At 65.6% G+C, this 26,132-nt stretch carries 26 protein-coding genes and 3 pseudogenes; 14 read left to right on the top strand and 15 right to left on the bottom strand.

Going from position 1 to position 26,132, the window contains the following annotated elements; genetic code table 11:
- The first annotated feature begins 15 nt into the window (after nt 1-15).
- A complete protein-coding gene (locus CXY79_RS13125; RefSeq protein WP_104102295.1) occupies nt 16-519 on the top strand; it encodes an SRPBCC family protein in 504 nt (167 codons plus the stop codon).
- A gap of 598 nt (nt 520-1,117) precedes the next feature.
- Here CXY79_RS13125 and CXY79_RS13120 read toward each other — a convergent pair.
- Nucleotides 1,118-1,522: a heavy metal-responsive transcriptional regulator gene (locus CXY79_RS13120; RefSeq protein ID WP_104102293.1), complete on the bottom strand. Its 405-nt coding sequence runs from the start codon at nt 1,520-1,522 to the stop codon at nt 1,118-1,120.
- On the opposite strand from CXY79_RS13120, the gene CXY79_RS17025 reads away from it, so the two are divergent.
- Nucleotides 1,409-1,876 carry a hypothetical protein gene (locus tag CXY79_RS17025; RefSeq protein WP_369827989.1) on the top strand — a complete coding sequence of 156 codons (468 nt, stop codon included), beginning with the start codon at nt 1,409-1,411 and terminating at the stop codon, nt 1,874-1,876. The genes CXY79_RS13120 and CXY79_RS17025 overlap by 114 nt on opposite strands.
- A 160-nt stretch (nt 1,877-2,036) precedes the next feature.
- On the opposite strand, the gene CXY79_RS13105 is transcribed toward CXY79_RS17025, so the two are convergent.
- Both CXY79_RS13105 and CXY79_RS17020 read right to left on the bottom strand, forming a co-directional pair.
- Nucleotides 2,037-3,446 carry a CoA transferase gene (locus CXY79_RS13105; RefSeq protein WP_104102287.1) on the bottom strand — a complete coding sequence of 470 codons (1,410 nt, stop codon included), beginning with the start codon at nt 3,444-3,446 and terminating at the stop codon, nt 2,037-2,039.
- 203 nt (nt 3,447-3,649) lie between these two features.
- Nucleotides 3,650-3,769 (bottom strand): annotated as a pseudogene (locus CXY79_RS17020) (PLDc N-terminal domain-containing protein); the annotation flags it as partial.
- A 137-nt stretch (nt 3,770-3,906) separates the two neighbouring features.
- Between CXY79_RS17020 and CXY79_RS13095 the strand changes: the two are divergent.
- The 5 genes and pseudogenes from CXY79_RS13095 to CXY79_RS13075 all read left to right on the top strand — a co-directional run.
- Nucleotides 3,907-5,559 (top strand): ABC transporter substrate-binding protein, encoded by a 1,653-nt coding sequence (locus CXY79_RS13095; protein WP_104102282.1) that lies wholly within the window; start codon nt 3,907-3,909, stop codon nt 5,557-5,559.
- Nucleotides 5,556-6,521, top strand: coding sequence for an ABC transporter permease (locus CXY79_RS13090; RefSeq protein WP_255409041.1), 966 nt, complete (start codon nt 5,556-5,558; stop codon nt 6,519-6,521). Before CXY79_RS13095 ends, CXY79_RS13090 begins: the two co-directional genes overlap by 4 nt.
- A complete protein-coding gene (locus tag CXY79_RS13085; protein WP_233191474.1) occupies nt 6,518-7,363 on the top strand; it encodes an ABC transporter permease in 846 nt (281 codons plus the stop codon). The genes CXY79_RS13090 and CXY79_RS13085 overlap by 4 nt, the downstream gene beginning before the upstream one ends.
- Complete coding sequence (locus tag CXY79_RS13080; protein WP_104102279.1) at nt 7,360-8,934, top strand: ABC transporter ATP-binding protein; 1,575 nt, start codon at nt 7,360-7,362, stop codon at nt 8,932-8,934. The genes CXY79_RS13085 and CXY79_RS13080 overlap by 4 nt, the downstream gene beginning before the upstream one ends.
- Nucleotides 8,935-8,936: 2 nt before the next feature.
- A pseudogene (locus CXY79_RS13075) lies at nt 8,937-9,084 on the top strand (transposase); the annotation flags it as partial.
- Between the two features lie 151 nt (nt 9,085-9,235).
- On the opposite strand, the gene CXY79_RS13070 reads toward CXY79_RS13075, so the two are convergent.
- On the bottom strand, nt 9,236-10,213 hold the full coding sequence (locus CXY79_RS13070) for an HNH endonuclease (RefSeq protein ID WP_104102277.1): 978 nt from the start codon (nt 10,211-10,213) through the stop codon (nt 9,236-9,238).
- A gap of 517 nt (nt 10,214-10,730) precedes the next feature.
- Between CXY79_RS13070 and CXY79_RS13065 the strand changes: the two genes are divergently transcribed.
- Entirely contained in the window at nt 10,731-11,078 is a 348-nt protein-coding gene (locus tag CXY79_RS13065) for an SRPBCC domain-containing protein (protein ID WP_134415652.1), read from the top strand.
- A gap of 368 nt (nt 11,079-11,446) precedes the next feature.
- Here the strand turns inward: CXY79_RS13065 and CXY79_RS13060 are convergent, their stop codons facing one another.
- Both CXY79_RS13060 and CXY79_RS13055 read right to left on the bottom strand, forming a co-directional pair.
- Entirely contained in the window at nt 11,447-12,280 is an 834-nt protein-coding gene (locus CXY79_RS13060; protein WP_104102272.1) for a shikimate 5-dehydrogenase, read from the bottom strand.
- A gap of 60 nt (nt 12,281-12,340) precedes the next feature.
- On the bottom strand, nt 12,341-13,351 hold the full coding sequence (locus tag CXY79_RS13055) for a LacI family DNA-binding transcriptional regulator (protein ID WP_104102270.1): 1,011 nt from the start codon (nt 13,349-13,351) through the stop codon (nt 12,341-12,343).
- Between the two features lie 35 nt (nt 13,352-13,386).
- On the opposite strand from CXY79_RS13055, the pseudogene CXY79_RS17015 reads away from it, so the two are divergent.
- Together CXY79_RS17015 and CXY79_RS17010 are read left to right on the top strand one after the other, a co-directional pair.
- Nucleotides 13,387-13,821: pseudogene (locus CXY79_RS17015) on the top strand (ATP-binding cassette domain-containing protein); the annotation flags it as partial.
- Nucleotides 13,822-13,922: 101 nt separating this feature from the next.
- Complete coding sequence (locus CXY79_RS17010) at nt 13,923-14,666, top strand: FGGY-family carbohydrate kinase (protein WP_369827986.1); 744 nt, start codon at nt 13,923-13,925, stop codon at nt 14,664-14,666.
- Nucleotides 14,667-14,950: 284 nt separating this feature from the next.
- Here CXY79_RS17010 and CXY79_RS13045 read toward each other — a convergent pair whose 3' ends face one another.
- On the bottom strand, nt 14,951-15,772 hold the full coding sequence (locus CXY79_RS13045) for a hypothetical protein (protein WP_104102268.1): 822 nt from the start codon (nt 15,770-15,772) through the stop codon (nt 14,951-14,953).
- A 666-nt stretch (nt 15,773-16,438) separates the two neighbouring features.
- Between CXY79_RS13045 and CXY79_RS13035 the strand changes: the two genes are divergently transcribed.
- On the top strand, nt 16,439-19,321 hold the full coding sequence (locus CXY79_RS13035; protein WP_104102263.1) for a bifunctional diguanylate cyclase/phosphodiesterase: 2,883 nt from the start codon (nt 16,439-16,441) through the stop codon (nt 19,319-19,321).
- A 71-nt stretch (nt 19,322-19,392) separates the two neighbouring features.
- Here CXY79_RS13035 and CXY79_RS15755 read toward each other — a convergent pair whose 3' ends face one another.
- The gene (locus CXY79_RS15755) at nt 19,393-19,539 is read right to left on the bottom strand and encodes an SDR family NAD(P)-dependent oxidoreductase (protein WP_369827985.1); all 147 of its coding nucleotides are present in this window, start codon (nt 19,537-19,539) and stop codon (nt 19,393-19,395) included.
- Between CXY79_RS15755 and CXY79_RS13030 the strand changes: the two genes are divergently transcribed.
- Nucleotides 19,533-19,811, top strand: a complete 279-nt coding sequence (locus tag CXY79_RS13030) for a hypothetical protein (protein WP_146068142.1) — start codon at nt 19,533-19,535, stop codon at nt 19,809-19,811. The genes CXY79_RS15755 and CXY79_RS13030 overlap by 7 nt on opposite strands.
- A gap of 15 nt (nt 19,812-19,826) precedes the next feature.
- On the opposite strand, the gene CXY79_RS13025 is transcribed toward CXY79_RS13030, so the two are convergent.
- The 4 genes from CXY79_RS13025 to CXY79_RS13010 form a co-directional block, all read right to left on the bottom strand.
- A complete protein-coding gene (locus CXY79_RS13025; protein ID WP_104102258.1) occupies nt 19,827-20,300 on the bottom strand; it encodes a Dps family protein in 474 nt (157 codons plus the stop codon).
- A 97-nt stretch (nt 20,301-20,397) separates the two neighbouring features.
- Complete coding sequence (locus CXY79_RS13020; protein ID WP_104102256.1) at nt 20,398-20,784, bottom strand: hypothetical protein; 387 nt, start codon at nt 20,782-20,784, stop codon at nt 20,398-20,400.
- A complete protein-coding gene (locus tag CXY79_RS13015) occupies nt 20,777-21,379 on the bottom strand; it encodes an Asp23/Gls24 family envelope stress response protein (protein ID WP_104102691.1) in 603 nt (200 codons plus the stop codon). Before CXY79_RS13015 ends, CXY79_RS13020 begins: the two co-directional genes overlap by 8 nt.
- Nucleotides 21,376-21,954: an RNA polymerase sigma factor gene (locus tag CXY79_RS13010; RefSeq protein ID WP_104102253.1), complete on the bottom strand. Its 579-nt coding sequence runs from the start codon at nt 21,952-21,954 to the stop codon at nt 21,376-21,378. Before CXY79_RS13010 ends, CXY79_RS13015 begins: the two co-directional genes overlap by 4 nt.
- 123 nt (nt 21,955-22,077) lie before the next feature.
- Between CXY79_RS13010 and CXY79_RS13005 the strand changes: the two genes are divergently transcribed.
- Both CXY79_RS13005 and CXY79_RS13000 read left to right on the top strand, forming a co-directional pair.
- Complete coding sequence (locus CXY79_RS13005) at nt 22,078-22,269, top strand: hypothetical protein (protein ID WP_104102250.1); 192 nt, start codon at nt 22,078-22,080, stop codon at nt 22,267-22,269.
- A complete protein-coding gene (locus tag CXY79_RS13000) occupies nt 22,266-22,439 on the top strand; it encodes a CsbD family protein (protein WP_104102246.1) in 174 nt (57 codons plus the stop codon). Before CXY79_RS13005 ends, CXY79_RS13000 begins: the two co-directional genes overlap by 4 nt.
- 19 nt (nt 22,440-22,458) lie before the next feature.
- Here CXY79_RS13000 and CXY79_RS12995 read toward each other — a convergent pair whose 3' ends face one another.
- The 3 genes from CXY79_RS12995 to CXY79_RS16060 all read right to left on the bottom strand — a co-directional run bounded on the left by CXY79_RS12995 (nt 22,459) and on the right by CXY79_RS16060 (nt 25,351).
- Nucleotides 22,459-23,433, bottom strand: a complete 975-nt coding sequence (locus tag CXY79_RS12995) for a magnesium transporter CorA family protein (RefSeq protein ID WP_104102244.1) — start codon at nt 23,431-23,433, stop codon at nt 22,459-22,461.
- A 36-nt stretch (nt 23,434-23,469) separates the two neighbouring features.
- The gene (gene gtfA / locus CXY79_RS12990) at nt 23,470-24,960 is read right to left on the bottom strand and encodes a sucrose phosphorylase (protein ID WP_104102242.1); all 1,491 of its coding nucleotides are present in this window, start codon (nt 24,958-24,960) and stop codon (nt 23,470-23,472) included.
- 211 nt (nt 24,961-25,171) lie between these two features.
- Complete coding sequence (locus tag CXY79_RS16060; protein ID WP_158250295.1) at nt 25,172-25,351, bottom strand: hypothetical protein; 180 nt, start codon at nt 25,349-25,351, stop codon at nt 25,172-25,174.
- Between the last annotated feature and the right edge of the window lie 781 nt (nt 25,352-26,132).

Below are 26,132 nucleotides of genomic sequence, written 5' to 3'. Positions count from 1 at the left end.
CATTAGGGTAAATGCATGAATGAGACGAGCACCCTCAGCCACCAGGAGTCCATCATCGTCGAGGCGTCGGCCGCGTTTCTCTATGACCTACTCTCCGACATCACCCGCACCGGAGAGTGGAGCCCGGTCTGTACGTCATGCTGGTGGGATGACGAGGCCGAGGCCGGTCGGGTCGGTGCCTGGTTCACCGGGCACAACGAGCTCCCACACCGGACCTGGCAGACCCGGTCCGAGGTGGTGACGGCAGAGCACGGACGTGAGTTCGCCTGGGTGGTGGGCGGCAGCTTCGTGCGCTGGGGCTTCAGCTTCACCGCCGCGGAGACCGGGACGATGCTCACCGAGTCCTGGGAGTTCCTGCCGGACGGGATCGCCATGTTCGAGGAGAAGTTCGGCGAAAAGGCGCACGCTCAGATCACCGACCGCACCCAGCAGGCCCTCGGTGGCATACCGAAAACCCTCGCAGCGATCAAGCGGATCGCCGAGGTCTCCATCGACGTAGGGGCGAAAGCCCAGTCTTGACCGGGCCGCTCTCGGAGCGCATCGTGTCGTTGTAGAGCTGCCAATGACCGCGACCGGATCGCTTGGCGTGGAACAGGTCGGAATCGGTGTCGCGCACCAGGCTGGCTATTGTCGAGTGTTCCGTAAACAATGCGATGCCAATCGTTACCGTGGGCAGAGTGTGGCGCCCATGGATGCTCAGTTCGGTGCCGACAGCAGCGGCGATGCGCGCGGTCAGGTACTGGTGTGGCTCGGCCGTCCCCATGCGGTCTTGCCTTCAACGCTCACGTTTCGTCCCTGGCAATCCTGCAACTCGGGACAGGAGCAGATGCCCCACCGGGCGGGCCGGCCCAGCGCACACTTCCGCTAGTCATTCGTGCTTCGATCCGTCACGGAGGATCGGTAGGTACTTCCACAAATCCCGCTGCGCCAGGTGGGCGCGTGCCCTGAGGCACGTCGTCCTGCGGTCATCCGCCGATGAGGGTTCGAAGGAGCGGCAGTCTTTGCGGGAATTGGAATCAGTGGCCGCATAGGTGACAGATTCGGTTCTTTTGTGTGAATGGCAGCGCTAGATGGCGGTGAATTCGCATCGCTTCATGGCATGGGTGAACGTTGCGCGCTACTGGTGAGCGTGGGTGATGACGTGGCAGACACCGCCCGCTTCGCAATCGCCTGGGTCGAGATGCTGGCTCGCGTCGATGATGTGTTGCAGCTCTGTTTCAAGGAGTACGAGTTCTTGTTGGCGGCGGTGCACATCCGCAAGTCTTTTCAAGAGGAGGTTGGAGACGTGTTCGCACGGCACCTCGCCAGCTTCTCTAACAGTGATGATGCCGCCAATTTCGGCCAATGTCAGACCAGCCGTCTGGGCAGACCGAATGAACCGCAGGCGCGATAGGGCCGCTTCGTTGTAGTGGCGGTAACCGTTCCCCCCACGTTCGGCGTGATCCAACAGGCTGCGCCGCTCATAAAACCGGATCGTCTGTGCGGTTACGCCGCTCGCGATGGCCAGGTCTCTAATCTGCATATTCCCATTTCACCACTTGACCTTGCACTGCGGTGCAACGTTTACGGTGAAGGCATGGATATTACGTTGCAGTACTTCGATGGGTGCCCGAACTGGAAAATCGCTGCTGAGCGGCTGGCGTTGATCGCGGCTGCATGCCCCGGCATCGTTGTGACCCGGCGGTTGGTCGAGAATCTGGAAGACGCAGAGACAATCGGTTTTCGGGGATCTCCGAGCATGCTGATGGACGGAACAGACCTTTTTCCCGACCTATCGGCGTCGGTCGGGCTGGCCTGCCGCATCTACAAGACCCCCACGGGACTAGCCGGCGCCCCAACACTGGAGCAACTGCGCGATGCGATCACTACAGCATGAGCGGCATAAGTAAGGAATACGACCTGTTCGTGATCGGTGCCGAAATGGCCGGCACCACAGCAGCCAACAGGTGCGCTGCACAGGGATGGCGCGACACTAACCTTCAGCGGGCGGCTTTCGCCATGCTGCACTTGCCGATGGCGCACCTTCCGGGTGGGACTTATCGCTCGCCGCTGGCGGATCGTGACTCGGCCCATTCCGGCTGGTCCGCTCCCCACTGGCTGCCGATCCACCTGTAGCGATTCGGACCGCCGCTAATGCTGATCGCGGGTGCGGCACAGGTGACGGTCCCTTCTAACGTTTCCGCGTTCACGGTTTGGATCTCATATGGGCCGGCTTCGGTCTGCGGGGAATGAGGCTGGGCGAGTAGCTCGTGAGCGACCCGGGCCAGTGAAATGTCGACGGTCCACCCGTGCCCGTCGAGGTGGCGACGTCGAAGTGCTGACATGATCCCGGCGGCAAGTAGGTACCCGGCGGAGTGATCCAGTGCTTGGGCCGGCAAAGCTCCTGGCCTGCCGGTGCCGTCTGCGTGAATCTGGGCGATGCCGCTGGCTGCTTGGACGATGCTGTCGAATCCTCGGCGCTCGGCCCAAGGTCCGCTTTGCCCCCACGCGCTCACCCGGCCGATAACGAGCCCTGGATGGCGGTTGTGGAGTTCGACCGGCGAGAGGCCGAATTGGTTGAGGCTGTTCGGTCTGTATCCCGAGACAACAACGTCGGCTTCCGTCAGTAGCTGTTCGAGGCGGTCTCGATCCGGTTTGTAGCCGAGATCAAGGAGCGCGGAACGCTTCCCTTGCCCGGTGTCGAGGTACTGCCAGGGGAGTTCCGGCATGCCAGGATTGTCGATGCGAAGGACATCTGCCCCGAAGAACGCGAGGCTGCGAGTGGCCACCGGCCCGGCTATGACGCGGGTCAAGTCGAGCACCCGAACGCCCTCCAGGGGCGCGTGTCTGTCGGCCGACCCCAGGCTATGGAGGCCCGAGTCTCCTGCCTGCTGCACCAGGCTGATGAAGGGAGCTGCTTTCAGGGATTGGGCTTGAGGATGTCCTCTCCAACTGCTCGGGCTGCGAACCGCGCTGATCACCGCACCAGAATCTGATGCTTCATCCTCCAGATCGAGGGCGCTGCGGCGCGAAATTGCGCGAGCGACAGCCTCGGTGGTGGCGGAGCCATCCAATCTCAGTAGTGAGCGCAAAGCCGCTTCGTGATGGGGATAGTTGGCGTGAGTGCGAACCCAACCGTCGCTCGAGGCGAAGAATCCGGACAGGGGCGCCCACGCTGGCGCGGGGTCCCCGTTCCACCGAAATAGTTGGTCACTCCGGAAGGCGCCGGCGACCAGTTGCGGCGCAGAGCCCACCCGCGGAACTTCATCCGCCTTCGGATCCCGCACTTCCGAACGGACAAGGTGCAGTAACGAGGCCATCAGCTTGGTCGCTGCGATGCTGTCCGCGGCAAGATCCCCGACAGGCAAAGGCGACGAAAGCGGCACCGGCCCGGACAAACGAACACGATCGGCTAGCTCCGGAAGTTCCGCGGAATCGGAGAGAAACGTGCTGAGGAAGGTGCCCATCGGTTGCCTCCCACGCCCTCGACCGTGCACACGTGGGCGTGAAACCAGGCGACCATCGGTGATTCCCACTTTATCCCCATGTCACGGAGTGCAATTGATGTCATGAGGGGCCGAGCAATCACGGGACGGAATCAAAACGGGGGGAGAGCCGGCGATAGGCCAGCCAAGGAACCCCTTCCGCAAAGGGAAATGAAGGTCGAGGTCTATCGAACCTGGCGTGTGAGTCGAAGGCCGAATGGGTGTGGCCCGGCTAAATACCAAACGAGCGCGCCGAGTAGAGGCGCGAATACGACGGCGATCATCCAGAGGACTTTCTCCACCTCGGACTGGTCGCGGGTTCGCGCAAGGCGGTTTACGCGGTCACTCGTTCCGGCCGGCCTGCTCCACGGGCAAGGTACGTTTGATGGGCGGAGTCAATTAGTTGCTAGTTTGATCCGCACCTGAGAAAGAGACCCCATTTATGCGCTCTCGCGCCCATACAACATCCTGGCTGCGCGCCGCAGCTGCCATTATCGCCACCGTCGCTGTGGTTACGGGGTGCAGTGCCACCGCCCAGAACACCGCGGCCGACTCCACTACCCTGACCTACGCCATCAACGGTGGCACGCTCAGCGGCGGCAAGATGGACATTCACTCATCGGCCTTCCAAGCCACCGCCCTCGTGATGCGCAATTCCTTCGATTCGCTCGTCTATCAGAAGGCCGACGGCTCCTTCGTGCCGTGGCTCGCCACGTCGTGGCAGATCTCCGACGACGGCCTGCAGTACACCTTCGACCTGCGCGATGACGTCACCTTCCACGATGGCGAGCCTTTCAACGCCGAGGCCGTCAAGGCCAACTTCGAGCACGTGGTCGCTCCCGAAACGGCGTCAGCGGATGCCGCCAGCCTCATCGGGTACGCCGAAACCGGTGGCTTCTACGCGGGCACCGAGGTCGTTGACGAGTACACCGTGCGGGTCGACTTCAGCCAGCCCTACGCCCCGTTCTTGCAGGCCGTGAGCACCGCCAAGCTCGGCTTCTACTCGCCCGCGGCGCTGCGTGAGAACGCAGCCCAGCTGCCCGCCGGCGGCCCCGGCATCTCGGTGGGCACCGGCCCGTACGTGTTGAGCGAGTACACGCCAGACCAGAGCATCGTCTTCACCGCGAACGAAAACTATAACTGGGCACCGGATGGCAGCACCCACCGGGGCGCGCCGGCCATCGACACGCTCGAGTTCCGCATCCTGCCCGAATCGTCGGTTCGCACCGGCGCACTCACGAGCGGTGAAGCACAGATCGCCAGCGACATCACCCCGAACGCCGTGGGACAGATCGGTGACGAGTTCACTATCGAAAACGTGACCATGCCGGGCCTGCCGTACACCCTGTTCCTCAACGAGGCGCACGGCGTCTTCGCCGACGAGAATGTGCGCCGCGCCTTCGCCCTCGGAGTCGACATCGGTCCGGCCGTGGAGAGCATCTACCAGGGGCAGGCGGAACGCGCGTGGAGTATCCTCTCCCCGGCCACCCCGAACTCCTACGATCCGAGCCTCGAAGACAGCTGGGCCTTCGACCCCGATCAGGCTAATGCCCTGCTCAACGCGGCCGGCTGGACCGAGCGCGACTCCGAGGGCTACCGCATGAAAGACGGAGCCCGACTCAGCGCGCAGTGGCTCGCCTATAACCCTGTCTCCGATGCCAACGCGAGCTTCGGAGACGTCGTGCAGTCGGACCTGCGCGAAATCGGCTTTGAAATTGTGCGCGACAACCGTGAAATCGCCCAGTACTACGAAGCATTCGACCAGCGTAATTACGACCTATCAGACTGGAGTTTTCCCAGTGTCGACGCCGACGTGTTGCGCGCCCACCTGCACAGCGGCGGCTACAAGAACGGCTCATCCACCGCCGATCCGGTCGTTGACACGCTTCTCGACAACGCCATCGCCACGAGCGACCCGGCCGAACGCGAGTCCCTCTACCAGCAGCTACAGCAGTGGAACGCTACCCACGTCGCCATGGTTCCGATCACCGTGCCCACCGCGATCACCGCATACAGCAAGACCATCGAGAACCTGAGCTTCGACCTGTACGGGCAGCCGCTCTTTTACGAGGCGTCCCTCACGACCGCTCCGTGATCGAACGCCACGGGCACGCACGCGGCGCTGGCCGACCGGGCGCTCGCCTGCTCGGTCGGCTCGGCGGCATGGTGCTTGTGGTGTGGGGCGCCGCCACGCTGGGATTCTTCGCATTGCGGCTGATCCCGGGCGACCCGGTGAACGTGCTCATCGGGCTCGGCAACGTCTCGACACAGGTACGCGACCAGATCCGCGAAGACTGGGGCCTCGCCGACCCGCTTCTCGTGCAATACCTCGGCTACCTCGGCCGCCTCGTGCAGGGCGACCTCGGAACGTCGTACCGCAGGCAGCAACCCGTCGCCGACGTGATCGGCCAGCAACTCGTGCCCACCGTGCAGCTGATGGCCCTCGCCGTTGTGTTCGCGCTCCTGCTCGCGCTCGGGTCGGCATTGATCGGGCGCGGCCGGCGCACAGCACCGCTGGCCGGCCTGCTCGAACTCGTTGCCGTGTCGTCGCCCACGTTTTGGATCGGTCTCGTGCTGATTAGCGTCTTCGGCTTCGGGCTTGGCTGGTTTCCGGTCGTCGCCACGGTGGGGTTCGGCGCTCTCCTCCTGCCAGCAGCGACCCTCGCCATCCCGGTGGCCGGCATCATCAGCCAGGTGCTGCGGCAGGGCCTCGATGACGCAGCAGCGCTGCCCTTCGTCGACACCGTGCGTGCCCGTGGTGCCAGCCACACCCGGCTCGTCGTGCGCCACACCCTGCGCCACGCCGCCGCCAGCAGCATCACGCTCACTGGGTATATGGTCGGCTCGCTGCTCGGCGGGTCGGTGCTGGTCGAGACCGTCTTTGCCCGCCCAGGGCTTGGCCGCGTAGCCCTCAACGCCATCGTTGACCGGGACGTACCCGTGGTGCTCGGCATTATCGTGCTCGCCGCGGTGGCCTTCTCCGTGATCAACCTGCTCGTCGACCTTGTCGCCGACCGCATCGACCCGCGCCTGGAGACTAAGCAGGCCTACGCATGAGCGTCCTCGTCGCCGTCCGGTCACGTCGAGTCAAGCGGATGCCCGCCCCGGCACTCTGGGCCGCCGCCGGGTTCCTCGTGCTCCTCGTGGTGTCGGCCCTTCTGCCCGGGGTGTTCACCGCCGCTGACCCCCTGCGCACCGACATCGGTGAGGCGCTGCTGGCGCCCGGCCCCGGGCATCCGTTTGGAACGGACCAGACTGGCCGCGACGTGTTCGCACGGGTGATCTACGGTTCGCGGTACTCGCTCGCCATTGGCTTCGGTGCCACGCTGATCGCTCTGGTCGTGGGGCTCGTGATCGGCTCATTCGCTGGGCTTATGCGCAGCCTCGGCGACGGTGTGCTGAGCCGCGCCATCGAGATCGTGATGGCCTTCCCGGAGTTTCTGCTGGCCCTGATCGTGATCGCAATCATCGGCCCGGGGGAGGCGAGCCTGCTCGTGGCCGTGGCCCTCGCGGTGATCCCCTCATACGCGCGCGTCGCCCGGGTGCAAACCCTCGTGGTCAAGCGCGCCGGCTACGTGGAGGCCGCGCGCACGCTTGGTGTGTCGCCCGCGGTGACCGTGCTGCGCCACGTGCTACCCAACACCCTCGGCCCGCTGCTGGTCATGGCCACCATGGGAGTCGGCACCGCCATCACTGCCGCAGCCGGCCTGAGCTTCCTCGGCCTCGGGCCGAAGCCGCCAACGCCGGAGTGGGGACTCATCCTCTCGGAAGGCCGCAATTTTCTCGCCAGCGCCTGGTGGATCGCCGTGTTCCCCGGGCTCGTGATCACCGCCACCGTGGTGTCGACAAGCATTCTAGGCCGACACCTGCAGGCCCGAAGCGCGCGGCGGCAGCGATGAGCGTCATCACGGTGCGCAACCTGCGCGTGGTTCTGCCGGGCTCGGCGACCGCCGTGGTCGACGGCGTCTCGTTCAGCATTGCCGCCGGGCAATGCCTCGGCATAGTGGGGGAGTCCGGTGCCGGTAAGACGGTGACCGGCCGCAGCCTGATCGGACTCACCCCGGAGGGCGCACGGGTCACCGCCGAGGAACTGACCGTGGCCGGAGTTGACGCTCGAGACCTGACCGAGCCGGCTTGGCGACGCCTGCGCGGTGCCCGCGTTGGCCTCGTGAGCCAGGACGCCCTCGTCTCCCTTGACCCGCTGCGCCGGGTGGGCGCCGAGGTGGCCGAACCCCTCGAGGTGCACGAACCCACACTCGGCCGCGCCGACCGTGCCGGCCGGGTGCTGCAGCTGCTCGATCAGGTGGCCATACCAGAGCCCGCCATGCGCGTGCGTCACTACCCGCACGAACTTTCTGGTGGCCTGCGCCAGCGCGCACTCATCGCCTCGGCCCTCGCGGCTTCGCCGGCCGTGCTGATCGCTGACGAACCCACTACAGCCCTCGACGTGACCGTTCAGGCCCAGATTGTGGTCCTGCTGCGCCAGCTGAAGGAGTCGGGCCTCGCGCTGCTGCTGATCAGCCACGACCTTACGATTATCCGCCAGCTCGCCGACGACATCGCCGTGATGAAAGACGGGCGGTTCGTCGAGTTGCAGCCTGCGGCCGACCTGTTCGCCGCGCCGCAGCATCCGTATACTCGCGAGCTTCTGGCGGCGGCGTCGCAGAGCCGACCGCCGGCCCCGCCGAACACCGGCCCCGTGGTGCTCGCCGCGCGGGACCTCGCCAAGACCTACGGCCAGGCGGCCGCGCAGCTACACGCTGTGAACGGGGTCTCGTTCGAGCTGCGTGCTGGCCACACCGTGGGCATCGTGGGCGAGTCGGGGTCGGGCAAGAGCACGGTGGCACGGATGCTGCTGGGCACGGAAACCCCGGACCGCGGCGATGTTCTGATGCACGGTGAGCCCTGGAGCCGAGTGCCGGAATCGACGCGGCGGGCCCGACGCGGCGGCATCCAGATCATCCACCAGGACTCCCTGAGTGCCTTCGACCCGCGGGCGACAGTACTGCAGATCCTGTCGGAGGCAATCGCTCTGGATGGCACCCGGCTCGGGCGGCGTCGACGGCGCGAACGCCGGGCGCGGGCGATCGAGCTACTCGAGCTGGTGGCACTGAACGATTCCCTGCTGGGGCGGCGGGCGCACCAGCTCTCCGGCGGGCAGCGCCAGCGCGTGGCGATCGCCAGGGCGCTGGCCCGGCAGCCGAGTATCTTGGTCTGCGACGAGCCGGTGTCGGCGCTGGACGCGTCTATTCAGGCCCAGGTGCTCAAGCTGCTGGCATCCTTGCAGGAGACGACGGGGCTGGCGATGGTGTTCATCTCGCACGACCTCGCAGTGGTACGCGCGCTCAGCCACGACATCCTCGTGATGAAGGATGGCGTTGTCGTGGAGCAGGGACCGGCTGCGGCGCTATTTCTTGCGCCGCAGCATCCGTTCACCCGAGAACTGCTCGCCGCGCACGCCACGGCTTAGTCGGATCAGCCAACGGCCGGGTCGAATCCATGAACACCAAGATCCGACTCATCACCCGCATCGCTTTCGGCTTCACATCCCCGACGCCTGATCGCCCTCACCATGCTCAGCCTCGGCGGCCATAAACCGGTACTCCCGAGCAGGGTTTAACCCACGGTTACGACAGGACAGCCTTCACGACGACCAGTTAATTGTGATCATCCTCCGCCTCGGACATCGTCGGGAGATAGACAAATCCCGATAAGTGAACGCCCATCGGCGCACACGAAAGGAACAACATGACGGCTCTGGCCGCGCTGAGCTACGCGAGGACCTTTGAGCCCTTCGTTCGGTTGCACCGCCAGCAGAGCGTCTGGAGGTTTTCGGGCGTGCTGAGACCGCCTTTGGACACCGGCATGATGTGGTCGACCTCGAGCAAAAGGTGCGGCTTGGCAGCCACCGAGACGCTGCATTGCAAGCAGGCGTAGCGGTCGCGCTGCTTGATCTCGCCTCGGAGTCGCACCGTCATCAGCGTGCGCTGCCCAGCGGCCGACTTCGTCCAGCGGATCTTCTGGACGAGCGTCGCGGACAGTGCATCAAGGGTGGGAGTGTCGAGTGCGATGGTCGATGCCTGACCGCTGTTGCCTCCTGCGGAGGTGTACTGGAATTTGTAAACCGGGTACGGCACCTCGATGGGCGACAGGTGGGCACCGATCTGGTTCCAGAACTCGTCGGCGTGACGCTTGAGGATGAACTTCGGCGGATTGATTCTCGCGGTGATCTCTGCCTCGCGACCCTTGACGTTGGAGACCGCCTCCTCCAGCCGCGAGATGTCCTCGGCGACACGCTGAACGTCAGCCAGGGTCTCCTGGTCGGCCTTGATGGAGAAGTACTTCATGACGTACTTGATCGGCTCGACGCTGGCATTGCGGACGACCTGGAGAGATGTGTTGTGCACTTGCGGCGCGTAGTCGGAGACGTTGCGGTCGCGCCGATTGTTCCACGCCGAGTTGTTCTCAAACATGGCCAGGTGCGCATACTGACCCGCTGAGGACGCTCCCAGCTCAAATGAGCCCTGTGAGCGGATCTCGGCCACGTAGTTCACGACCTCGTTGTGCTCGGCGACAACGACGGCGATCTCGGATCGCAATGTTTGGAACTGGTCGGAACTGAAATAGCGATCCTTGCGGACCTTCCAGATGATCGGGCTGGCGATCAGAACCAGTGCAAGCGCGGCCAAGGCGGCAACTCCGCTTCCGGTGGTTCCGCCAAGGACGAGGGGCGCCGCAATGAGCAGCATGATTTAAAGCGGTTTGGGCATGATGCCATCTTTCCGTGATGTGACGTAGACAAGCTCATTCTGGCGGGCACTTCTGACACAAATGTCTCTTATCCAGCAAAAACGGGTCAACACCTCCAGTGGAAGCGAGGCAGAGGGCAGAGGAAACTCATGCGGGCTGGCGGCTGCGGATTAAATGACGATGCACGGCCAGGGATGCTCGAACGGCCGCTTTTCGGCGCTGCGAATTGTCCTGCTCGTGCGATGGAGTGATGAGTGCCGAGTGGGTGCGCGCGGTTATGTTCGGAGCGGCGGGTCGAGTTCTGCGCCGTCTGCGGCGCCGGGTAGCACCTTGAGTGGCCAGTTGGCCTTGTAGTTGGAGTGGACATCGCGGTCCCGACGTCGAGTCGTTGAACATACCGGCCCCATGCCCGTTGGGCAGTCGGGTTGCCTTGCGTTGCCTGCGTGGCACGGTCGGCAAGGAACTTAGACCGACCACTAATGCGTTGCCACTCGCGTTCACGGAGCTCTCCCGCCCGTGAACAGATACGCAATCATGGGTACGCTCGAGCCCGGTGCTACTGGCAGCATCGACTGGGATGATTACGGCAGCTTCCCGATCGAAATCACCGAGGTGGTGCCCGACGGCTCGTTCGGCTTCCGTTGGTCGGGAATCCCCGCAGAAGAGCTCGACGAGTACTCGACGCACGTGCGCTTTACCATCGCCGATGCTGGTACCGGGACGGATGTCACGGTGATCGAATCGGGCTTCGACACACTCCCCGGCGGCACCCGCTACCGTCGCGAACGTTTTGAGCAGAACCGAGAGGGCTGGGACGTCGTACTCGACGAGCTCGCGATTTTACTCGAGGGTGTCACCCAGTAGTTCACGATTACGGGGGAGTCGCTCGACGAGTTGGCCACGTTGCTCGGCCGGTAGAGGATTATTTGACAGAGCGCAGAGGATGTACGCGAAAGTACCAAAAAATTGCCCACTGATTCAGTGGCCTGTGAGTTATAGGAACAGCCCGCCACAGGGTCGTGCTCAGAACTGGTTGATTCTGGTCTTAGAACAGGTCTTAAAACGAATGGCCTCCGAGATTTCGGAGGCCATTCGTCGTTACCGGGGTGGATTGTCCTCGTGGGGAGGCGTTTCCTGACGAGGATCCCCTGGAGGCAACGAGGGCCCCGGTCAAGTCACGTGAACGCCGACTGAAGCAACCTGCTTCGGCGTCGACTTGGTTCAGGCGCGCGCTACCGTGCGTGAGTGCGGGCGAAGGCGGATGCCGCGGCGACCTGCTCCGGCCCCGGCCGCACCCCGGTGTAGCGCTCGAACTGCTCCGCTGCCTGCAGAGCGATGACCTCGGCCCCCGTGATCACGGTCTTACCTGCCGCGCGCGCGGCCAGGATGAGCGGAGTCTCCGCGGGCAACGCCACCACGTCGAACACGCAGGTCGCGTCGGCGATCACCTCGGCGGAATAGGACAGGTCGTTCGCCTCGGCACCGCCGGTCATGCCGATCGGGGTGACGTTCACGAGCAGAGGTGCGGTGAGACCGGTCGGCTCGGCCGCCCAGCGGTAGCCGAGCTCGGTGGCGAGAGTCCGGCCTCGGGCCTCGTTCCGGGCGATCAAGGTGCCATGCTCGAACCCGGAATCGCGGAAGGCCGCGGCGACGGCCTTCGCCATTCCGCCGCTGCCGCGGAGCAGGAACGGAGTGGTCGGGTCGAGGGCGCGCGCGCGGATCAGATCGGCGGCGGCGATGTAATCCGTGTTCGAGGCCCGCAGGCAACCGTTGTCGTTGACGATCGTATTGATCGACGCGATGGCGCTCGCCGAGTCATCCAACTCGTCGACCAGGGCGATGACATCTTCTTTGAAGGGCATCGACACGGAGCAGCCACGGATGCCCAACGCACGCACGCCGCCGATCGCGGCGGCAAGATTCGTCGTGGTGAACGCCTTGTAGATGAAATCGAGCCCCAGCTCGGCGTACAGGTAATTGTGGAAACGCGTGCCGAAATTGCTGGGCCGGGCGGCCAGGGAGATGCACAGGCGGGTGTCTTTGTTGAGCAGGGGCTGCAGTGTCATGCGGTCAAGTTTAGGAGCGGAATCGCCAGCGGATGCCCGGGCGGAAGGAGCGGGACCCAGTCAGCCGGCGGTGGACTCCCGCACGATCAGCTCCGGTTGGAACTCGATCTGCTCGTGCACGAAATCGTCGCCGCCGGTGGCTTCGCGCAGCAGCAGGTCGACGGCCGTGTGGCCGATCAGGGCGCTCGGCTGGTGGATCGAGGAGAGCGGCACGATGGCTGCCGCCGCGAAAGCGATGTCGTCGTAGCCGATGAGCGCCACGTCTTCGGGGACCCGCACATCGCCCAGCATGCTCAGGGCCTGCAGCACGCCGATGGCGAGCAGGTCGTTCGCCGCGAACACGGCGTCCGGCCGGTCGACCGGGTCGCGGGCGCGCAACTGCTCGCCCACGAAACGCCCCTGCAGCACCGAGAGGGACTCCGTGCTGATCACCTCGAGCGACACGTTCGGATGCTCCCGCACGGCCTGCCGCGCGCCCTCCAGCCGGTCGGCAACCTGACGGATGCTCTGCAGCCCACCCACGAACGCGATCCGGGTGCGCCCAATCGAGGCCAGGTGCTCCGCGGCGAGGTGCCCGCCGGCCACGTCGTCGACGGCCACGGAGGAGAAGCTGTGGACGGCCGTCTGCCGGTCGACGGGAACGGTGGGGGTGCCGCGGGCGCGCAGCCGCATGAGCCGGTCCCCGACCTCGCCGAGCGGGGAGATCAAGACGCCGTGCACACGCTGCTCTTCGAACAGGTCGAGGTAGGCACTCTCTCGGTCGATGTTCTCGTCGCTGTTGCCGAGGAGCAGGGTGAGACCCTCTTCGGCGGCCCGGTCCTCGGCGCCGCACGCGACATCCGTGAAGAACGGGTTGGCGACGTCGAGCACGACGAGCCCGATGCTGCGGCTGCGGCCGGCCCGCAGTCGCCGGGCAGCGTCGTTGCGCACGAAGCCGAGGGCGGAGATTGCCGTCTGCACCCGCTCCACGGTTGCCGGGGAAACCTTGCCCGGCCGGTTGAGCACATTGGAGACGGTGCCGACCGACACCCCGGCGCGAGCCGCGACTTCGCGCACACTCACCGTTGCCATCGTCACCCTTTCGCCTTGCGCTTTGCTGCCTCTAGGTGAAGTGTGAATCACCGCGCCGCAGATTGAAACGACTCAATACACGAGACCTATTCGAAGTCTCGGTTGAATCTCATTTGGGGGATCGCACTTTTTCTGCTGTCGACGGACGCCCCAACCAATCCGTATATTCGCTGAATACACGTTCTCTGAAACGATTCACCCTTGTCGGTGCCGTTGAGCCATTCGGACCGGTCGTCGCCCTCGCAGACGGGAACATCGAAATCCTCCCCGGTGAGATCCATGCCCTGGTCGGCGAGAATGGGTCCGGCAAGTCCACCCTCGTGAAAATCCTGGCCGGGCTCTACCGCCTCGACGCCGGCGAGTTCCAGGTCGACGGGCAGCCGGTGTCGTTCCGCACCGTGGCCGACAGCAAGGCCCCCGGCATCTCCGCGATCTATCAGGAACCCACCCTGTTCCCCGACCTCACAGTGGCCGAGAACATTTTCATTGGGCGCCAGCCGAAAGGCCGGCTGGGCCTGATCAGCCGGGCCTCCGTGCGCACGGCCACCGCGACCTGTTCGACCAGCTCGGCGTGCGCATCGATCCCAACCGAGCGGTCGAGGGACTGTCGATCGCCGACCAGCGGATCATCGAGATCGCCAAGGCCATCTCCCAGGGCGCCACGGTGCTCGTCATGGATGAGCCGACCGCCGCGCTCTCGGACATCGAGGTGGAGCGCCTGTTCCAGGTTGCCCGCAACCTGCGGGCCCAGGGCGCGAGCATCCTCTTCATCTCGCACCGCTTCGACGAGGTGTTCGCCGTCTGCGACCGCATCACCGTGATGCGGGAGGTCGCCCCGGTGGGCGACACCGTGCTCTCCGTGAAGGGGCTCGGCCGCGCCGGCCTCTTCGCAGACGTGACCTTCGCCGTGGACGACCCCCGTTTTCTGGCACCCGGGGACATGCCGGCGCGCATCCGTTCCTACTGCGCCGAGCACGGCTTGCCGGTGCCGGGCACCCCGGTCGAACTCATGCGCAGCATCGTCGAGAGCCTGGCGGCTGCCTATGCCGAGACCCTCCGGGTCGCGAGCGAGCTGTCGGGAAGGAGCATCCGCGCGGTGCATATCGTCGGCGGTGGGTCGCAGAACGACCTTCTCTGCCAGCTCACCGCGAACCGAACGGGGCTGACCGTGCTGGCCGGCCCCGTCGAGGCCACCGCGATCGAAAACGTGCTCGTGCAGGCCCGTGCCCAAGGTCTTGTGACCGGAAGCCTCGACAGCCTGCGCGCCCTGGTCGCCCAGGCCTCCGCCCCACGGCGCTACCGGCCCACGGCCTGACGTGCGCCGGTGCTACCTGCCTCGGGGCGGAGCCGCCCCGACTGCCTGCCGTGCGCCCCCAACCAATTCGACGGAGATTCTGCCAAAATCCGGCCATTCCCACCGAGAACGGGCGGTCTAGAGCAAAATCTCCGTCGAATTCGTTCGGCGTCGGGCTGGACTGTCGCCCTCGGTCCGCGGTCGAGAAGGGGCCAGGGTGGATGGCGCACAGGGGCGCCTACGTCCCGGTGGGGTCCGGGCGGTGATGCGTGATCAGGATCGGGTCGATCGCGCGAGGCGGCCGCTCAGGCCCAGAGGCCGATGCTGACCTGGAGGCGCGCGTGGCTGCCGAGCACCGCCTGCCCCATCGGGACGATGGGAACCGGCAGCTGCCATTGCCCGTCGCTGGACTTGCCCGGTGCCCAGTCGAGCTGGTTGGGCAGCTCTGCTTGTTCGGCGATTCGAACGGCGAGGGTGCTGTTCCACTCCCAGATCACGCTTCTGGCCGCGCCCTTGTCGTTCACCTCGACGTCGACGATGAGCGTGTCCTGCCAGTCCGCGATCTGCTCGAGGTGTCCCCCGAAACCGAGGGTGCCGCCCGTCTCCTTGAGTGAGATGATCTTGAGGTTGAGGTTGAGGTCGAGGGCGTAGCGGCACTTACGCACGTTCTTCGGCTGCAGGAAGATTGTCATCGACGGGACCGGTGACAGGGGCCCGGCGATGCCCTTCTCCGTGGCGTTCAGATCGATCGGGCAATAATGATCGGCCGTCTGCTCATGAATAAGCGCAGGCACGCCACGGATGGCCAGCCTCGCCTCGCCCTGCCAGATGCGGTCGTTGCGATCGAGCTCCACCCCGTGCGGGGCGACCTCCACCCGCAACCCGCCGAACAGGAAGCGGGAAAGGTTCTGGTACGTTTCCTCGGAGTTGACCAAGCCGTATCGACCCGAGTGGGAGCGATGGATGTAGGCCCGCGCGCCCCCGTAAACGTAAGCGTTGCGGATCGCGACGAGACCATCGCTCTGCACGCCCATGACCGCGGATGACAGCCCGGCGGCCACGGAATAGTCGCGTGAATTCGTGCCGACGATGCTGAGGATGCGGGAGGGAGGGAAGGAGCCCACCATGCCCGGGGGTCCCACCGGCCCGTTTTCGGGTCGGTTTCCCGGGCAGGGTCGTGGGTGGCCGACAGCATGTACTCCTGCATGTGCCGGGGGAGAAGATATCGCTGCCCAGCGGCCCGAACCGGTCCATGAGCCAGCCCCCGATCGGCCCGCCGAGCTCGGGGGAGATTCCTCCATGCGGGGTCCCGATCGTGCAGAGTTTCGACACCGCTTCGGCGGGGTCGGCCAGTTCGCGCTGCAGGACGGTGCGGCAGATCAGCCCGCCCATGGAGTGCGCCACGAGGTAGACGGGTGGTCCGCCGCGAGTCTTGGCATGCACCAGATCGATGAAATCGACGAGACCCCTGGCCGCGCGGCCGATGTCGTACGATTGCGGCTCGACCCCGAATGTGCCCATGCGGCGTCGTGGAACTGGTGGATCCAAACGGAGTCCGGTTCCAGCGTTCCGGGATAGGCATTGATCAGGACGTTCTGCTGTCAGAAAAGCCTCGCACACAAATGACGGGGTAGCGCTCGCTCATCGCGTCTTCATTCGCGCGTCACGTGTCACGACAGGAGATCTTGGTGGCACGATTGGAGGCGTTCGACAAGCGGATGACGGTCCTGAACCGATTTCCGCGCTTACCCCACGCCGAAACCCGTCGATAAAGAGTTGAGAGGTGCAAGACGATGGACACAGAGCCGCGCGAAACCGCAAACACGACTATCAGCCTACTCCTGCGCCACGTGCGTGAGCGCGGTGGGGAGGGAGCCGTCATCGAGGTGCTCGCCCGGGCGGGCGTACAGCAGGATGCAAAGACTCTCCAGAACACGTCCGCGTGGGTCAGCTACGCCACCCGAATCCGGCTGTTCGAGGCCGCAACCGCGGTGCTCGGTGACCCGAACACCATGTTCACCGTGGGTACCGGTGCGGTCCGCGGTGACGTCCAGCCCGTGCTGGTGCAGCTCCTGAGTGTGTTCGCCTCACCTGGAGCAATTTTTCGTCAGCTGCCACGCATGGTGCCGAAGTTCACCACAACGTCGACGATGGATGCAGTCCGGGTCGGACAGACCAGCGCGACCGTGCGCTACCGCCTCCACGACGGCTATCGTCCGTCCCGACTCGACTGCCAATACGCCCAGGGACTGTTTTCGTCCGTGCCGGCCATTTTCGGACTCGCCCTTGCCCACATCAGCCACCCGCAGTGCCAATCGGACGGCTACCCGGCGTGCGAATACGTGCTGACCTGGTCAACGCGGGTGCGTTGGTGGTCCTGGCGCACGCGGAGTCGCTGGGTCGACGCATCCCTCGGCGTACTGCGCGACAAGGTGCGGGAGGTGCAACTGGCCGCGGCTGACCTCGTTAGCAGCGACGATGTCGACGAGGTGCTCGCCCGAATCGTCGATCGCGCCGCCTCCGCCGTGCTCGCGCCGTCATACCTCCTCATCGTCGAACCTGCCGGGGGCGGCGCGCCGCTGGTCCGCCACCGAGGGCTTGGCGACGAACGTGGCGCCGATCTCGTGGCACGGATGCTGCGCGGAGAGCAACTGGGCGAGCGCGCGCTGGTCGTTGACATCGCCTCCAATCGCAGGATCCACGGGCATCTGGCCGCCGTGTTCACGGAGGGACACACCGCGATGCTAGGAGATCGGGCCCTGCTCGAGGCCTACGCCGGACACGCGGCCGCAGCCCTGGACCTGTTCACGGCTCTCGAGGAATCCCGCCGGGAGGGAGTTCGCACGACCGCACTGCTCAACCTCGCCCACCAACTGGCGATCAGCGACAGCGTCGAGGCGATCGCGGAAGTCATCGCGTCGGCACTGGCGGCGATCGTCGGCAGTGACGCGGCATCCGTTCTCCTCTGGGACGCCGACCTTGGTGAGCTTCGCCCTGCCTCAGCCGTCGGTTTCGAGCCTGCCGATCGCGAATTCTTCATGCGTACGACGCTGACTGTGGAGCAGACGCCGGAGCTTCTCGGCGTTCTCAGACGGCAGGAACGCGTTCTGATCACGGCTGACGACGCCAGCCCGGCCCTGGCGGAGCTGCTCCGTGCCATCGGTTCACACAACGTGGTCGCCGTCCCCCTTCTCGCCGGGGATATGTTGATGGGCGTCGCAACGGCCTGCTGGGTTGCCCCCGTCGCGGCCGAGGTCCTGGCGGAGGCCATCACCCTGATCGAAGGTGTCAGCCACCAGGGAGAAACGGCCATGCAAAGGGCCCGGCTGCTCGAGACAGTGAGGCACCAATCCCAGCACGATGCCTTGACAGGCTTGCCCAACCGAGCGCTGTTCGCGCTGCTGCTCGACACCGCCCTGGCAGAGTGCCAGCCTCACAGCCGAACGGCGGTGCTGTTCTGCGACCTCGACAACTTCAAACGCGTCAATGACCGGCTGGGCCATCGCGCCGGGGACGAGCTGCTGCGGCAGGTCGCGGCTCGCCTGCGCGCCGAGGTTCGAACCAATGACACTATCGGCCGCCTCGGCGGCGACGAGTTCGCGGTGCTTGTCACCGATCTCGACGGCGAAGATTCGGCCATCGAGCTGGCCCACCGAGTAGTCGGCTGCCTGAATCCCCCTTTCCACCTGGCCGGCCAGCACGTGCGCATCTCCGCCAGTGTGGGTGTTGCCTCGCACAGTGGACAGGGGGGTCGCGGCGAGCAGCTCCTCGACGCGGCCGACGCCGGGATGTACGACGCAAAGAGAACGGGACGGAATCAGATCGCCGTCGCCCGCACCGAGGTGCCGGGCAGTGCATCATCGAACCCGGAATCACCGGGGGACACCGACACGTCACTGCTGGTCGAGCTGGCCCGTGCCGTCGAGGCGAACGAGATGAGGCTCTACTACCAACCTGTCGTGGACATCTCCCGTTTCGGCGAGGAGACGGTGGTGGGTGCGGAAGCCCTCATCCGCTGGGCGCACCCGCGACTGGGCGTTTTGGCCCCGGGCGCCTTCTTGCCGCTGGCGCAGGAACGCGGCCTCATCACCGAGATGGATCTGTGGGTGATCGCGACCGCGTGCCGGGACGTGGTCGAGTGGCCGCAGTTAGGCGCTCGGCCTCTAGGCGTCGCGGTCAACCTCGACGCCGCCACCCTTCTGGACTGCCGACTCGTGTCGACGGTTCGCACGGCTCTCAACCGCAACGACCTCGCACCGGAGCGACTGACCCTCGAGGTGGTGGAGAGCAGGTCACTGGTCGACCTCCCCGGCATCGTCGAGCGCCTCGTGGAACTGCGCCGCCTGGGCATCCGCATTTCCCTTGACGATTTCGGCACCGGCTTCTCGACCCTGGCCTGGCTCAACACCCTTCCCGTCGACCAGATCAAGATCGACCGCAGCTTCATTCAGGACCTTCCCAACGCCTCCTCCGTCTCCCTCGTGCAGGGAATCCTGGCGCTGGCGTCGAAGCTCGACGTGGAGGTGATCGCCGAGGGGGTGGAGACCACGGAACAGCTCGACAGTCTCCGCACCAGCGGCGCCGTGCTTGCCCAGGGCTACCTGTTGGGCCGCCCGAGCGCGACCTGGGACCCGATGGCTGGAAGCGCGGTTGCGGCGGCCCGACGCGGGGCATAGCGCACGAGTCCGGGCGTGCTCGCCCCAGATCGCGGCCTGGCCGCCGTCGGCCGGCAGGACGGCCAACTGGTTTATCCGTTCGGGGACACATCGCTCGCGATGACCCGGGCACCCTCGCTGGCGAAACGGATGGCCGGGGCCCGGCCGAGCCCGGACCCCGCACCGGTCACGATGGCCGTCTGGCCCTGCAAACGGTACGGGGCGAATGCGGGTGCCATGGAATCCGAACGAGCTGGCGCTGATCGCCTTGCGGCTCTTCCGGAAGCGCGAATTCGATGCCTGCAGCGGGGCGGACGTCGCATCCGCCGCCAGGGCCAGCCGGCGCACCCTGTTGCGTCACGTCACGTCACGTCTAGGTCCGATGGCGGCACACGCCTTGTCGGCGGCGGCCGATGTGGCCCCGTTCTGGTGGGTCGAATTCAGCGTTGGAGAACAGCAGGCGCTCGTCGGCCAGGTGATCGATCGGATCGGCCGTGCTCTGGGCGACTGAATGCAGTTGGCAGGCTCAGGCCAGCATGCTGCGCAGCATCCACGCCGTCTTCTCGTGCACGTCGAGGCGACGCACGAGCAGATCGGTGGAGACCTGGTCGGGCGCACCCTCGGCGAGGGGCAGTACCTCCCGGATGGTGCGGGCCGTGGCCTCGTGGGCGGCGACCAGACGACGGAGCATCTCCGGGGCATCCGGCAGGTCGGTGTCCTCGCGCACGACGGCGAGCTCGGTGAACTCACGGTAGGTGCCCGGCGCCGGGGTGCCCAGTGCACGGATGCGCTCGGCGATGTCGTCGACGGCCAGGGCCAGCTCGGTGTACTCGTCCATGAACATGGTGTGCAGAGAGTGGAACATGGGGCCAACGACGTTCCAGTGGTAGCTGTGAGTCTTGAGGTACAGGGTGTACGAGTCCGCCAGCACCCGGGACAGGCCGTGAACGATCTTCTCGAGCTGCTGATCCGGGATACCGATGTCGATTATCTGACTCACTGGTGACTCCTTAGGTCGTGTGGGTATTCACGCTACACACCCGGGGTGTGACGCCGCCGTGAGGACCGGTGGCCAACCGGAGTGACCGCGAACCCGGTCAGTCGATCCGGGCCACGGTGACCGCGATCTCGGTCACGACCGGGTTACCGTTCTGGTCGAGCTGATCCGTGATCGCATCGTGCACGCGGCGGCTCACGTCGGGGGCCGCGAAGGGTGCGGCGACGCCGATCTTGACCGCGATCTTCAGGCCGCCCTCCTTCTCGGAGACGGAGACGGAGACGGAGCTGGTCGACCGCGGCTTGCCGGTCACGGCTTCGACGGTGGTTGCGATCACCGAGGCGACCACGGTTGCCACGAGCGGGGCTGCCGAATACAGCGTATCCACGCCGGGGACTGCCAGCACCGCCCCCTCGAGTTGAGCGGTCAGCTGGGCCGGCGTCCCGGGGTCGGGCGGCGGCGCTCCAGGTGCAAGGGCGTCACTCATCGCTGCTCGCTTTCGCTTTCGCCGGCGGGGGTACGGGTTGGTACAGGTCGCGGATGGTGATGTCGACGGCCTCGACGGCGAGTTCCGTGTGCTGGCTAAGTGCGGTGTAAAGAGCCTCCCGGAGCTGCTCGGCGAGCGGTGGAATGTTCTTGCCCTCCAGAACCGTGGCATCCACGCGCACGGTGACGGGTGCGCCGGGCTCGCTGACCTCGCCGTCGAGGCGGCACCGGCCGACGATGATGTTCGGCACGCCGTCACCGGCGGCACGCAGAATGCCGCGCACCGCACCTTCGGTCACGCTCAGGCGAGCGGTGGGGGAGGGGTGGCTGATCGGGATGTCCCGGCCCGCGCGCGCCTCCAGATTGATGTGCTGCAGAATCGAGTTGACCCAGCTGTCCTCGCGCTCGGATTCGCGCTCCACGTCTTTCCGGAGCAGGGCGCGCTGCGTGCGCCGGAGCCGCTGCATGCCGCGCAGGGCGATCTCGCACTCGGGGAAGCCGTCGATGCTCGGGTCTGCGGGGGTGCGGTCCCGGTCGAGGTAGTCGCTCAGTTCTTCGAAGGTGTGGCCCGCGAGCTCATCGGAGGGGTTCATCATCGCCATTCCTCCATCTCTTGGAGCAGAGTCTTCCGAGCTCGGGCGAGAAGCCCACGAACCGTTGAAACGGGAAGTTCCAGTTCCTCCGCGATCTCGCCGTAGCTGCATTCCGCGAGTTCTCGCAGCATCCAGCAACGGCGCTGGTCTTCCGGCAGATCGCCGAGGACACGCGTCAGAGCTTCGGTTTGAGACTCCACCTCCGCCAGTCTATGGGGGGAGTGGCTCTCCGGTGCCGGGGCGTCGGTGAGATCGACGTTGAGGTGCGGACGCCGGGCACGTAGCCGGTCGACGCTTTTCCGGCTCACGATCCGCATCAACCAGCTTCTGACGGCGGCGCCGTTGTCGAGAGTGGGCAGCTGCTGCCAGGCGGTGATGAAGGACTCCTGAACGACGTCGTCCATCTCGTCATTTGATCCCAGGACCCGGCTGGCATACACCCGCATCAGTGGGCCGTAGCGACGCACGAGCGCCTCGAACGCCCGAATGTCCCCGTCGGCGGCGCGGTCGGCCAGGGTCTGGTCGGTGAATGACTCAAACGGAGATGCGAGCGGTGCCCGGATTGGGGTCGTTGGCATCATTTCTCCACCCTCTCACCCGCCGTGTCCAAAAATTACTTGACAAATCCGTGTGACAAATATGCCACAACACACGTCGTATTACTGACAGCCTTTGTCAGCCGCAGAACGGAAGGATTCCCGATGTTCCACTCACCCGCCGTCGACGACAGCATATCCGCCGGTGCCGTCATGCCCACGTTCGATTCGTTGCTCGTCGGTCCGGCCGATGATGATGATGACGCCGGGGACTCGACGGCTGCGACCGCATACGTCTGGGGCACGCGCGCCTGGCTGCCAGCGACGCAACACCACTGGAAAGGGAAGACACTATGAGTGCATCCGACAAGATCGAAAACGCCGCCCAGGACCTCAAGGGCAAGGCCACTGAGGCCGTGGGCAAGGTCACCAAGGATGATTCCAAGGTTGCCGACGGCAAGGCGGAGCAGTCTTCGGCGAGTGTGAAGAAGGCCGGCGAAAACGTCAAGGACGCTTTCAAGCACTAAGTTCTTCACGCATGGAGCGTCAGATCCAGTCGTTGCGCTTGAACAGCACGTAGAGCAGTGCCGAGAGCCCCACGATCAGCGCGGCCGAGCTGTAATAGCCCAACGGCTGGGCGAAGCCGGGGTAGGGCACGTTCTGCCCGTAGAAGCCCGTGATGGCTGTGGGCACGGCGATGATGGCCGCGTAACCAGTCACCTTCTTCGTGATCACGTTGAGCCGGTTGCCTTGAATCGCCAGATTCGCCTCAAGGATGGCGGTGGCCTGGTCACGCAGGCTCTCCGTCCATTCCATGACGCGAAGCACATGGTCGTATACGTCCTGGAAATAGGGACCCATTTCGTCCCGCAGCAGGTGCAGATCGCGCCGCAGCAGCGTGTTCACGACCTCGCGCATAGGAAGGATGACCCGGCGTATCGTCACGAGACTCTTGCGCAGTTCGAAGGAGGCCCGCTGCACCGCTTCCTGCTTGGTACCAGGCAGGAAGAGTTGGTCCTCGAGTTCTTCGACTTGTTCGTCCAGTGCTTCAACGGCGTCGAAATAGCCGTCGACGAGGTGGTCGAGCAGCCCGTGCAGGAGGAAGGCCACTCCGTTCCGGGCCAGATCGGAGGCCGAATCCCAGCGGGCCACGACGGCCTCCAGGTCGAAGCCTTCAGTGTGCACGGTCACCAAGGCCCGGTCGGTGATGAACACCGCGATCTCGTGCGTGGTGACCTGAGCGGTCGCCACGCCGAATTCGGCCGAGTACGCGGACAGGAACAGGTGGTCGGGGTAGCGGTCGAGCTTGGGCCTCTGCCGCAGCGTCAGGGCGTCTTCGACCGCCAGCTCGTGCAGGCCCAGTTCGCCCGCGAGGCTGACGAGATCCACTTCGCCGGGATCGGCGAGGTCCACCCAGACGACGGCGCCGGACAGGGCGAGGTGCTCAGACACCTCGGCGAGCGGGAAATCCTCGTCGACGAGAGAGCCGTCGCGGTAGCAGCGGGTACGGGGTGTGGGCACACTCCAGTCAAGCCCGATCTCGACCGATCGAATAGGTCAGCGCGCGGGGGGCTCCCAGGCGGCGACGGATGTGACGGTGTCGAGCACTTGCGTGCGTCCGGCATCCGTCAGCTCGATGCGGAGGCTCGGTGAGTCCAGCGTCATGGCCACGGTGAGTCGCGCGACGGCGTCCGTACCGGTCCAGAGGAGTTCGAGTCGGTCGTCGCCGATGGCCGTCCAGGAGAAGTCGCCGTCGAAGGCCGGGTGCGTGCTGCGGATGCGGGTCAGGCCGAGCTGGGCCCGGGTCACGTCGGTCGCGAGGGCACGTTCGACCTCCTCCGCCGTGTAAACGTGGCGGTTGACGTCGCGGCCATTGCCGGTGCGCTCGAAGAGTTCGGTGTCGTCGAGGCCGCCGAGCAGTCCCACGTAGTACACCTGCGGTCGGCCGGGCAGGAAGTGCTGCACGGCGCGGGCCAGAAGATAGGGCACTTCCTCGCCGCCGAGGACGCTGTAGAACGTCGCGTTGATCTGGTGCGGCAGCGTGAACCACTCGGGCACGACGGATGCGATGGAGGAGTGGCCGTGTGTGGCACGCTCCGCCCGCGCGAAGATGTCGATCATCTCGGCCTGGGTCAGCAGGCCCGGCTTGTCGCCGATCGGGCCCGCGTCGATGACGCCGATACCGTCGTGAGTGTCGAGCACGGTGATGGCGTTCGCGGGGCGGATCTTGAGCCAGTCCGCGAGGCGGTCAACGGTTCCGGTGCCGAGCGAATGTAGAAGCAGAGGTGCCAGCGCGAAGTCGTAGACGCGGTCGACCAGCGGGGCGATCGCGAGCTGCTGGCTGTAGTGCGCGTGTACCTCGACCAGCACCTCGAGGCTCTCCTCGTGGGCCATGGCCACGACCGTGCGGGCGAACTCGAGGGTCTGCTCGGTCATGAAGCTGTCGGTTCCGGGGGTCTTCACGGCGTAGCCGACGGCGTCGAGCCGCACCGTTGTGACGCCGCCGGCGGCCAGCGTCTGCAACACCCGACGCAGATAGGCGAGGGCCGCGGGGTGGTTCACGTCCAGGTCGACCTGGGTGGGCATGAAGGTCGTCCAGACGAGGTGACGGCTGCCGTCGGCGCCCTGGTAGGCGGTGAAGGGGAGTCCGGGTCGCGGCCGGTAGAACGCCGTGATGTCCTTCTCGGTGCCGCCGTTCGGGAACACGGTGTCGAAGGTGAGGAACATGCCCTCGGAGGTGGAGGCGGTGCCACGGGCCAGCCAGTCGATGAACTCGACCGACGAGGAGGAGACGTGGTTGACGATGAGGTCCGCGGTGAGCCCGCGCGTGCCGGCGAGGCTGCGCATGTCGTCCCAGGTGCCCAGTCGGGCATCGACCGCGGTGTGGTCGATCGGGTCGAAGCCGGCATCCGCGCCGTCGAAGGGAACGTAGAACGGCAGCACGTGCACGCTGCCGAAGGCCCTCAGAGGGCCGTCGAGCAGCGTCTGCAGATTGTGGATGGTGCCGCCCAGGCGGTCGGCGTAGACGAGCAGCTCGATTGTGGTCATGTTTAACTCCGGTTCGACTCGGCGCGGCAGCGAACAGCACCGATTCAGAAGTTACGGCACCCGGTGGGCCAGGGCAATTCCGGCTGTCCTTCAGGCTGTCCTTCCGGCGGCTCCCCCTCGGTGGTCGAGCGTGCGAGACCCTGGAGACCCAACCCGGCCAGGGACCCCGTGACGTTGGTCGAACCGGTCGAGCCTAGGGCCCAGTACCCCCTTACTCGTCGTCCCGGGTTGCGTTTTTCCGTTCGATGGTGGCCGTCATGCGGGTGCGGGTGCGGGTGCGGGTGCGGGTGCGGGTGTCGGTGTCGATGTCGGTGTCGGTGTGGGTGTGGGTGCGGGATTTGGTCGTGTTTCGCCCTGTGTGGGGCCCGGTTTCGAGCCGGGGTGGTGCCATGGTCTGTGCGGCTCCGCGCAGCATGCGGATGGCCCGTCGCTCCGCGCGGAGAAAGCACGCTCCGGTGCGCCCCGGGCGATGATGCGTCCGCCATCGTTGATCACGGCCTTCTGTTGGCCGCCGTTGCTGATCAGATCTCTGACGGCGAGCGCGTCGGGCCTGGACCGGTCGGCGACCTCGGCCGCTGCCGCCACCCGAACCGCGTCCACCCGTCTCCCGTGGACCCCGACCGCCGCGGTCACCTGCAGCAGGTCGTCGTCGTCGTCGAAGCCGCGCACCGCCGAACACCGCCGAGCACCGCAGAGACTCCCCACGCCCCACCGCGAGGGCCTGCCACTCAGCGACCGCCCGGGCCGCCGCGGACGGGCCGGGCACGGCAACCGCTTCGAAGCTTTCCCAGAGGTTGATCACAAACAAAAGGTTGCCAAAATTAAAACAAAGAAATGAGGGTCTTTCCTATTGTGGATAAGTGCTATTCGAAATCTATGTTCAATTTGACCGTTACGCCTCGATGAGCGAATCCTGACGGCTGCGGGCGATGATGGATCACGAATTGGGGGTTTCGGGGCGGTTGTTCCTGGTGCCGACGTAGACGAGCAGTGGACCGCTACGCGGGATCACCGTGCGTGCCGAACGCAGTGTGCCCGAACGCCCTGCTCCGAGTCCGAGGCCGTGCGGCAACGCCGCTGAACGAATTCGGCGGAGATTTTGGCTCCCCTGCTGTATCCGTGGGTGTTTCGGAGCGCCTTAACGGCCGCACGCCGCTTCCTGTCTAGGTTTC

It is taken from the genome of Cryobacterium sp. M96 (genome assembly GCF_002929845.1).
GTDB classification, from domain to species: Bacteria; Actinomycetota; Actinomycetes; order Actinomycetales; family Microbacteriaceae; genus Cryobacterium; species Cryobacterium sandaracinum.
Note: the sequence above shows the minus strand (reverse complement) of the source record. Positions and strands in the feature narration are given on the sequence as shown.

What these genes read in the sequence shown, in the direction of transcription:
- CXY79_RS13125 (WP_104102295.1), top strand. Translation starts at nt 16, where the DNA reads ATGAATGAGACGAGCACCCTCAGCCACCAGGAGTCCATCATCGTCGAG.
- CXY79_RS13120 (WP_104102293.1), bottom strand. Translation starts at nt 1,522, where the DNA reads ATGCAGATTAGAGACCTGGCCATCGCGAGCGGCGTAACCGCACAGACG.
- CXY79_RS13105 (WP_104102287.1), bottom strand. Translation starts at nt 3,446, where the DNA reads ATGGGCACCTTCCTCAGCACGTTTCTCTCCGATTCCGCGGAACTTCCG.
- CXY79_RS13095 (WP_104102282.1), top strand. Translation starts at nt 3,907, where the DNA reads ATGCGCTCTCGCGCCCATACAACATCCTGGCTGCGCGCCGCAGCTGCC.
- CXY79_RS13085 (WP_233191474.1), top strand. Translation starts at nt 6,518, where the DNA reads ATGAGCGTCCTCGTCGCCGTCCGGTCACGTCGAGTCAAGCGGATGCCC.
- CXY79_RS13080 (WP_104102279.1), top strand. Translation starts at nt 7,360, where the DNA reads ATGAGCGTCATCACGGTGCGCAACCTGCGCGTGGTTCTGCCGGGCTCG.
- CXY79_RS13070 (WP_104102277.1), bottom strand. Translation starts at nt 10,213, where the DNA reads ATGCTGCTCATTGCGGCGCCCCTCGTCCTTGGCGGAACCACCGGAAGC.
- CXY79_RS13060 (WP_104102272.1), bottom strand. Translation starts at nt 12,280, where the DNA reads ATGACACTGCAGCCCCTGCTCAACAAAGACACCCGCCTGTGCATCTCC.
- CXY79_RS13055 (WP_104102270.1), bottom strand. Translation starts at nt 13,351, where the DNA reads ATGGCAACGGTGAGTGTGCGCGAAGTCGCGGCTCGCGCCGGGGTGTCG.
- CXY79_RS13045 (WP_104102268.1), bottom strand. Translation starts at nt 15,772, where the DNA reads ATGGTGGGCTCCTTCCCTCCCTCCCGCATCCTCAGCATCGTCGGCACG.
- CXY79_RS13035 (WP_104102263.1), top strand. Translation starts at nt 16,439, where the DNA reads ATGGACACAGAGCCGCGCGAAACCGCAAACACGACTATCAGCCTACTC.
- CXY79_RS15755 (WP_369827985.1), bottom strand. Translation starts at nt 19,539, where the DNA reads ATGGCACCCGCATTCGCCCCGTACCGTTTGCAGGGCCAGACGGCCATC.
- CXY79_RS13020 (WP_104102256.1), bottom strand. Translation starts at nt 20,784, where the DNA reads ATGAGTGACGCCCTTGCACCTGGAGCGCCGCCGCCCGACCCCGGGACG.
- CXY79_RS13015 (WP_104102691.1), bottom strand. Translation starts at nt 21,379, where the DNA reads ATGATGAACCCCTCCGATGAGCTCGCGGGCCACACCTTCGAAGAACTG.
- CXY79_RS13010 (WP_104102253.1), bottom strand. Translation starts at nt 21,954, where the DNA reads ATGCCAACGACCCCAATCCGGGCACCGCTCGCATCTCCGTTTGAGTCA.
- CXY79_RS13005 (WP_104102250.1), top strand. Translation starts at nt 22,078, where the DNA reads ATGTTCCACTCACCCGCCGTCGACGACAGCATATCCGCCGGTGCCGTC.
- CXY79_RS13000 (WP_104102246.1), top strand. Translation starts at nt 22,266, where the DNA reads ATGAGTGCATCCGACAAGATCGAAAACGCCGCCCAGGACCTCAAGGGC.
- gtfA (WP_104102242.1), bottom strand. Translation starts at nt 24,960, where the DNA reads ATGACCACAATCGAGCTGCTCGTCTACGCCGACCGCCTGGGCGGCACC.
- CXY79_RS16060 (WP_158250295.1), bottom strand. Translation starts at nt 25,351, where the DNA reads ATGGCACCACCCCGGCTCGAAACCGGGCCCCACACAGGGCGAAACACG.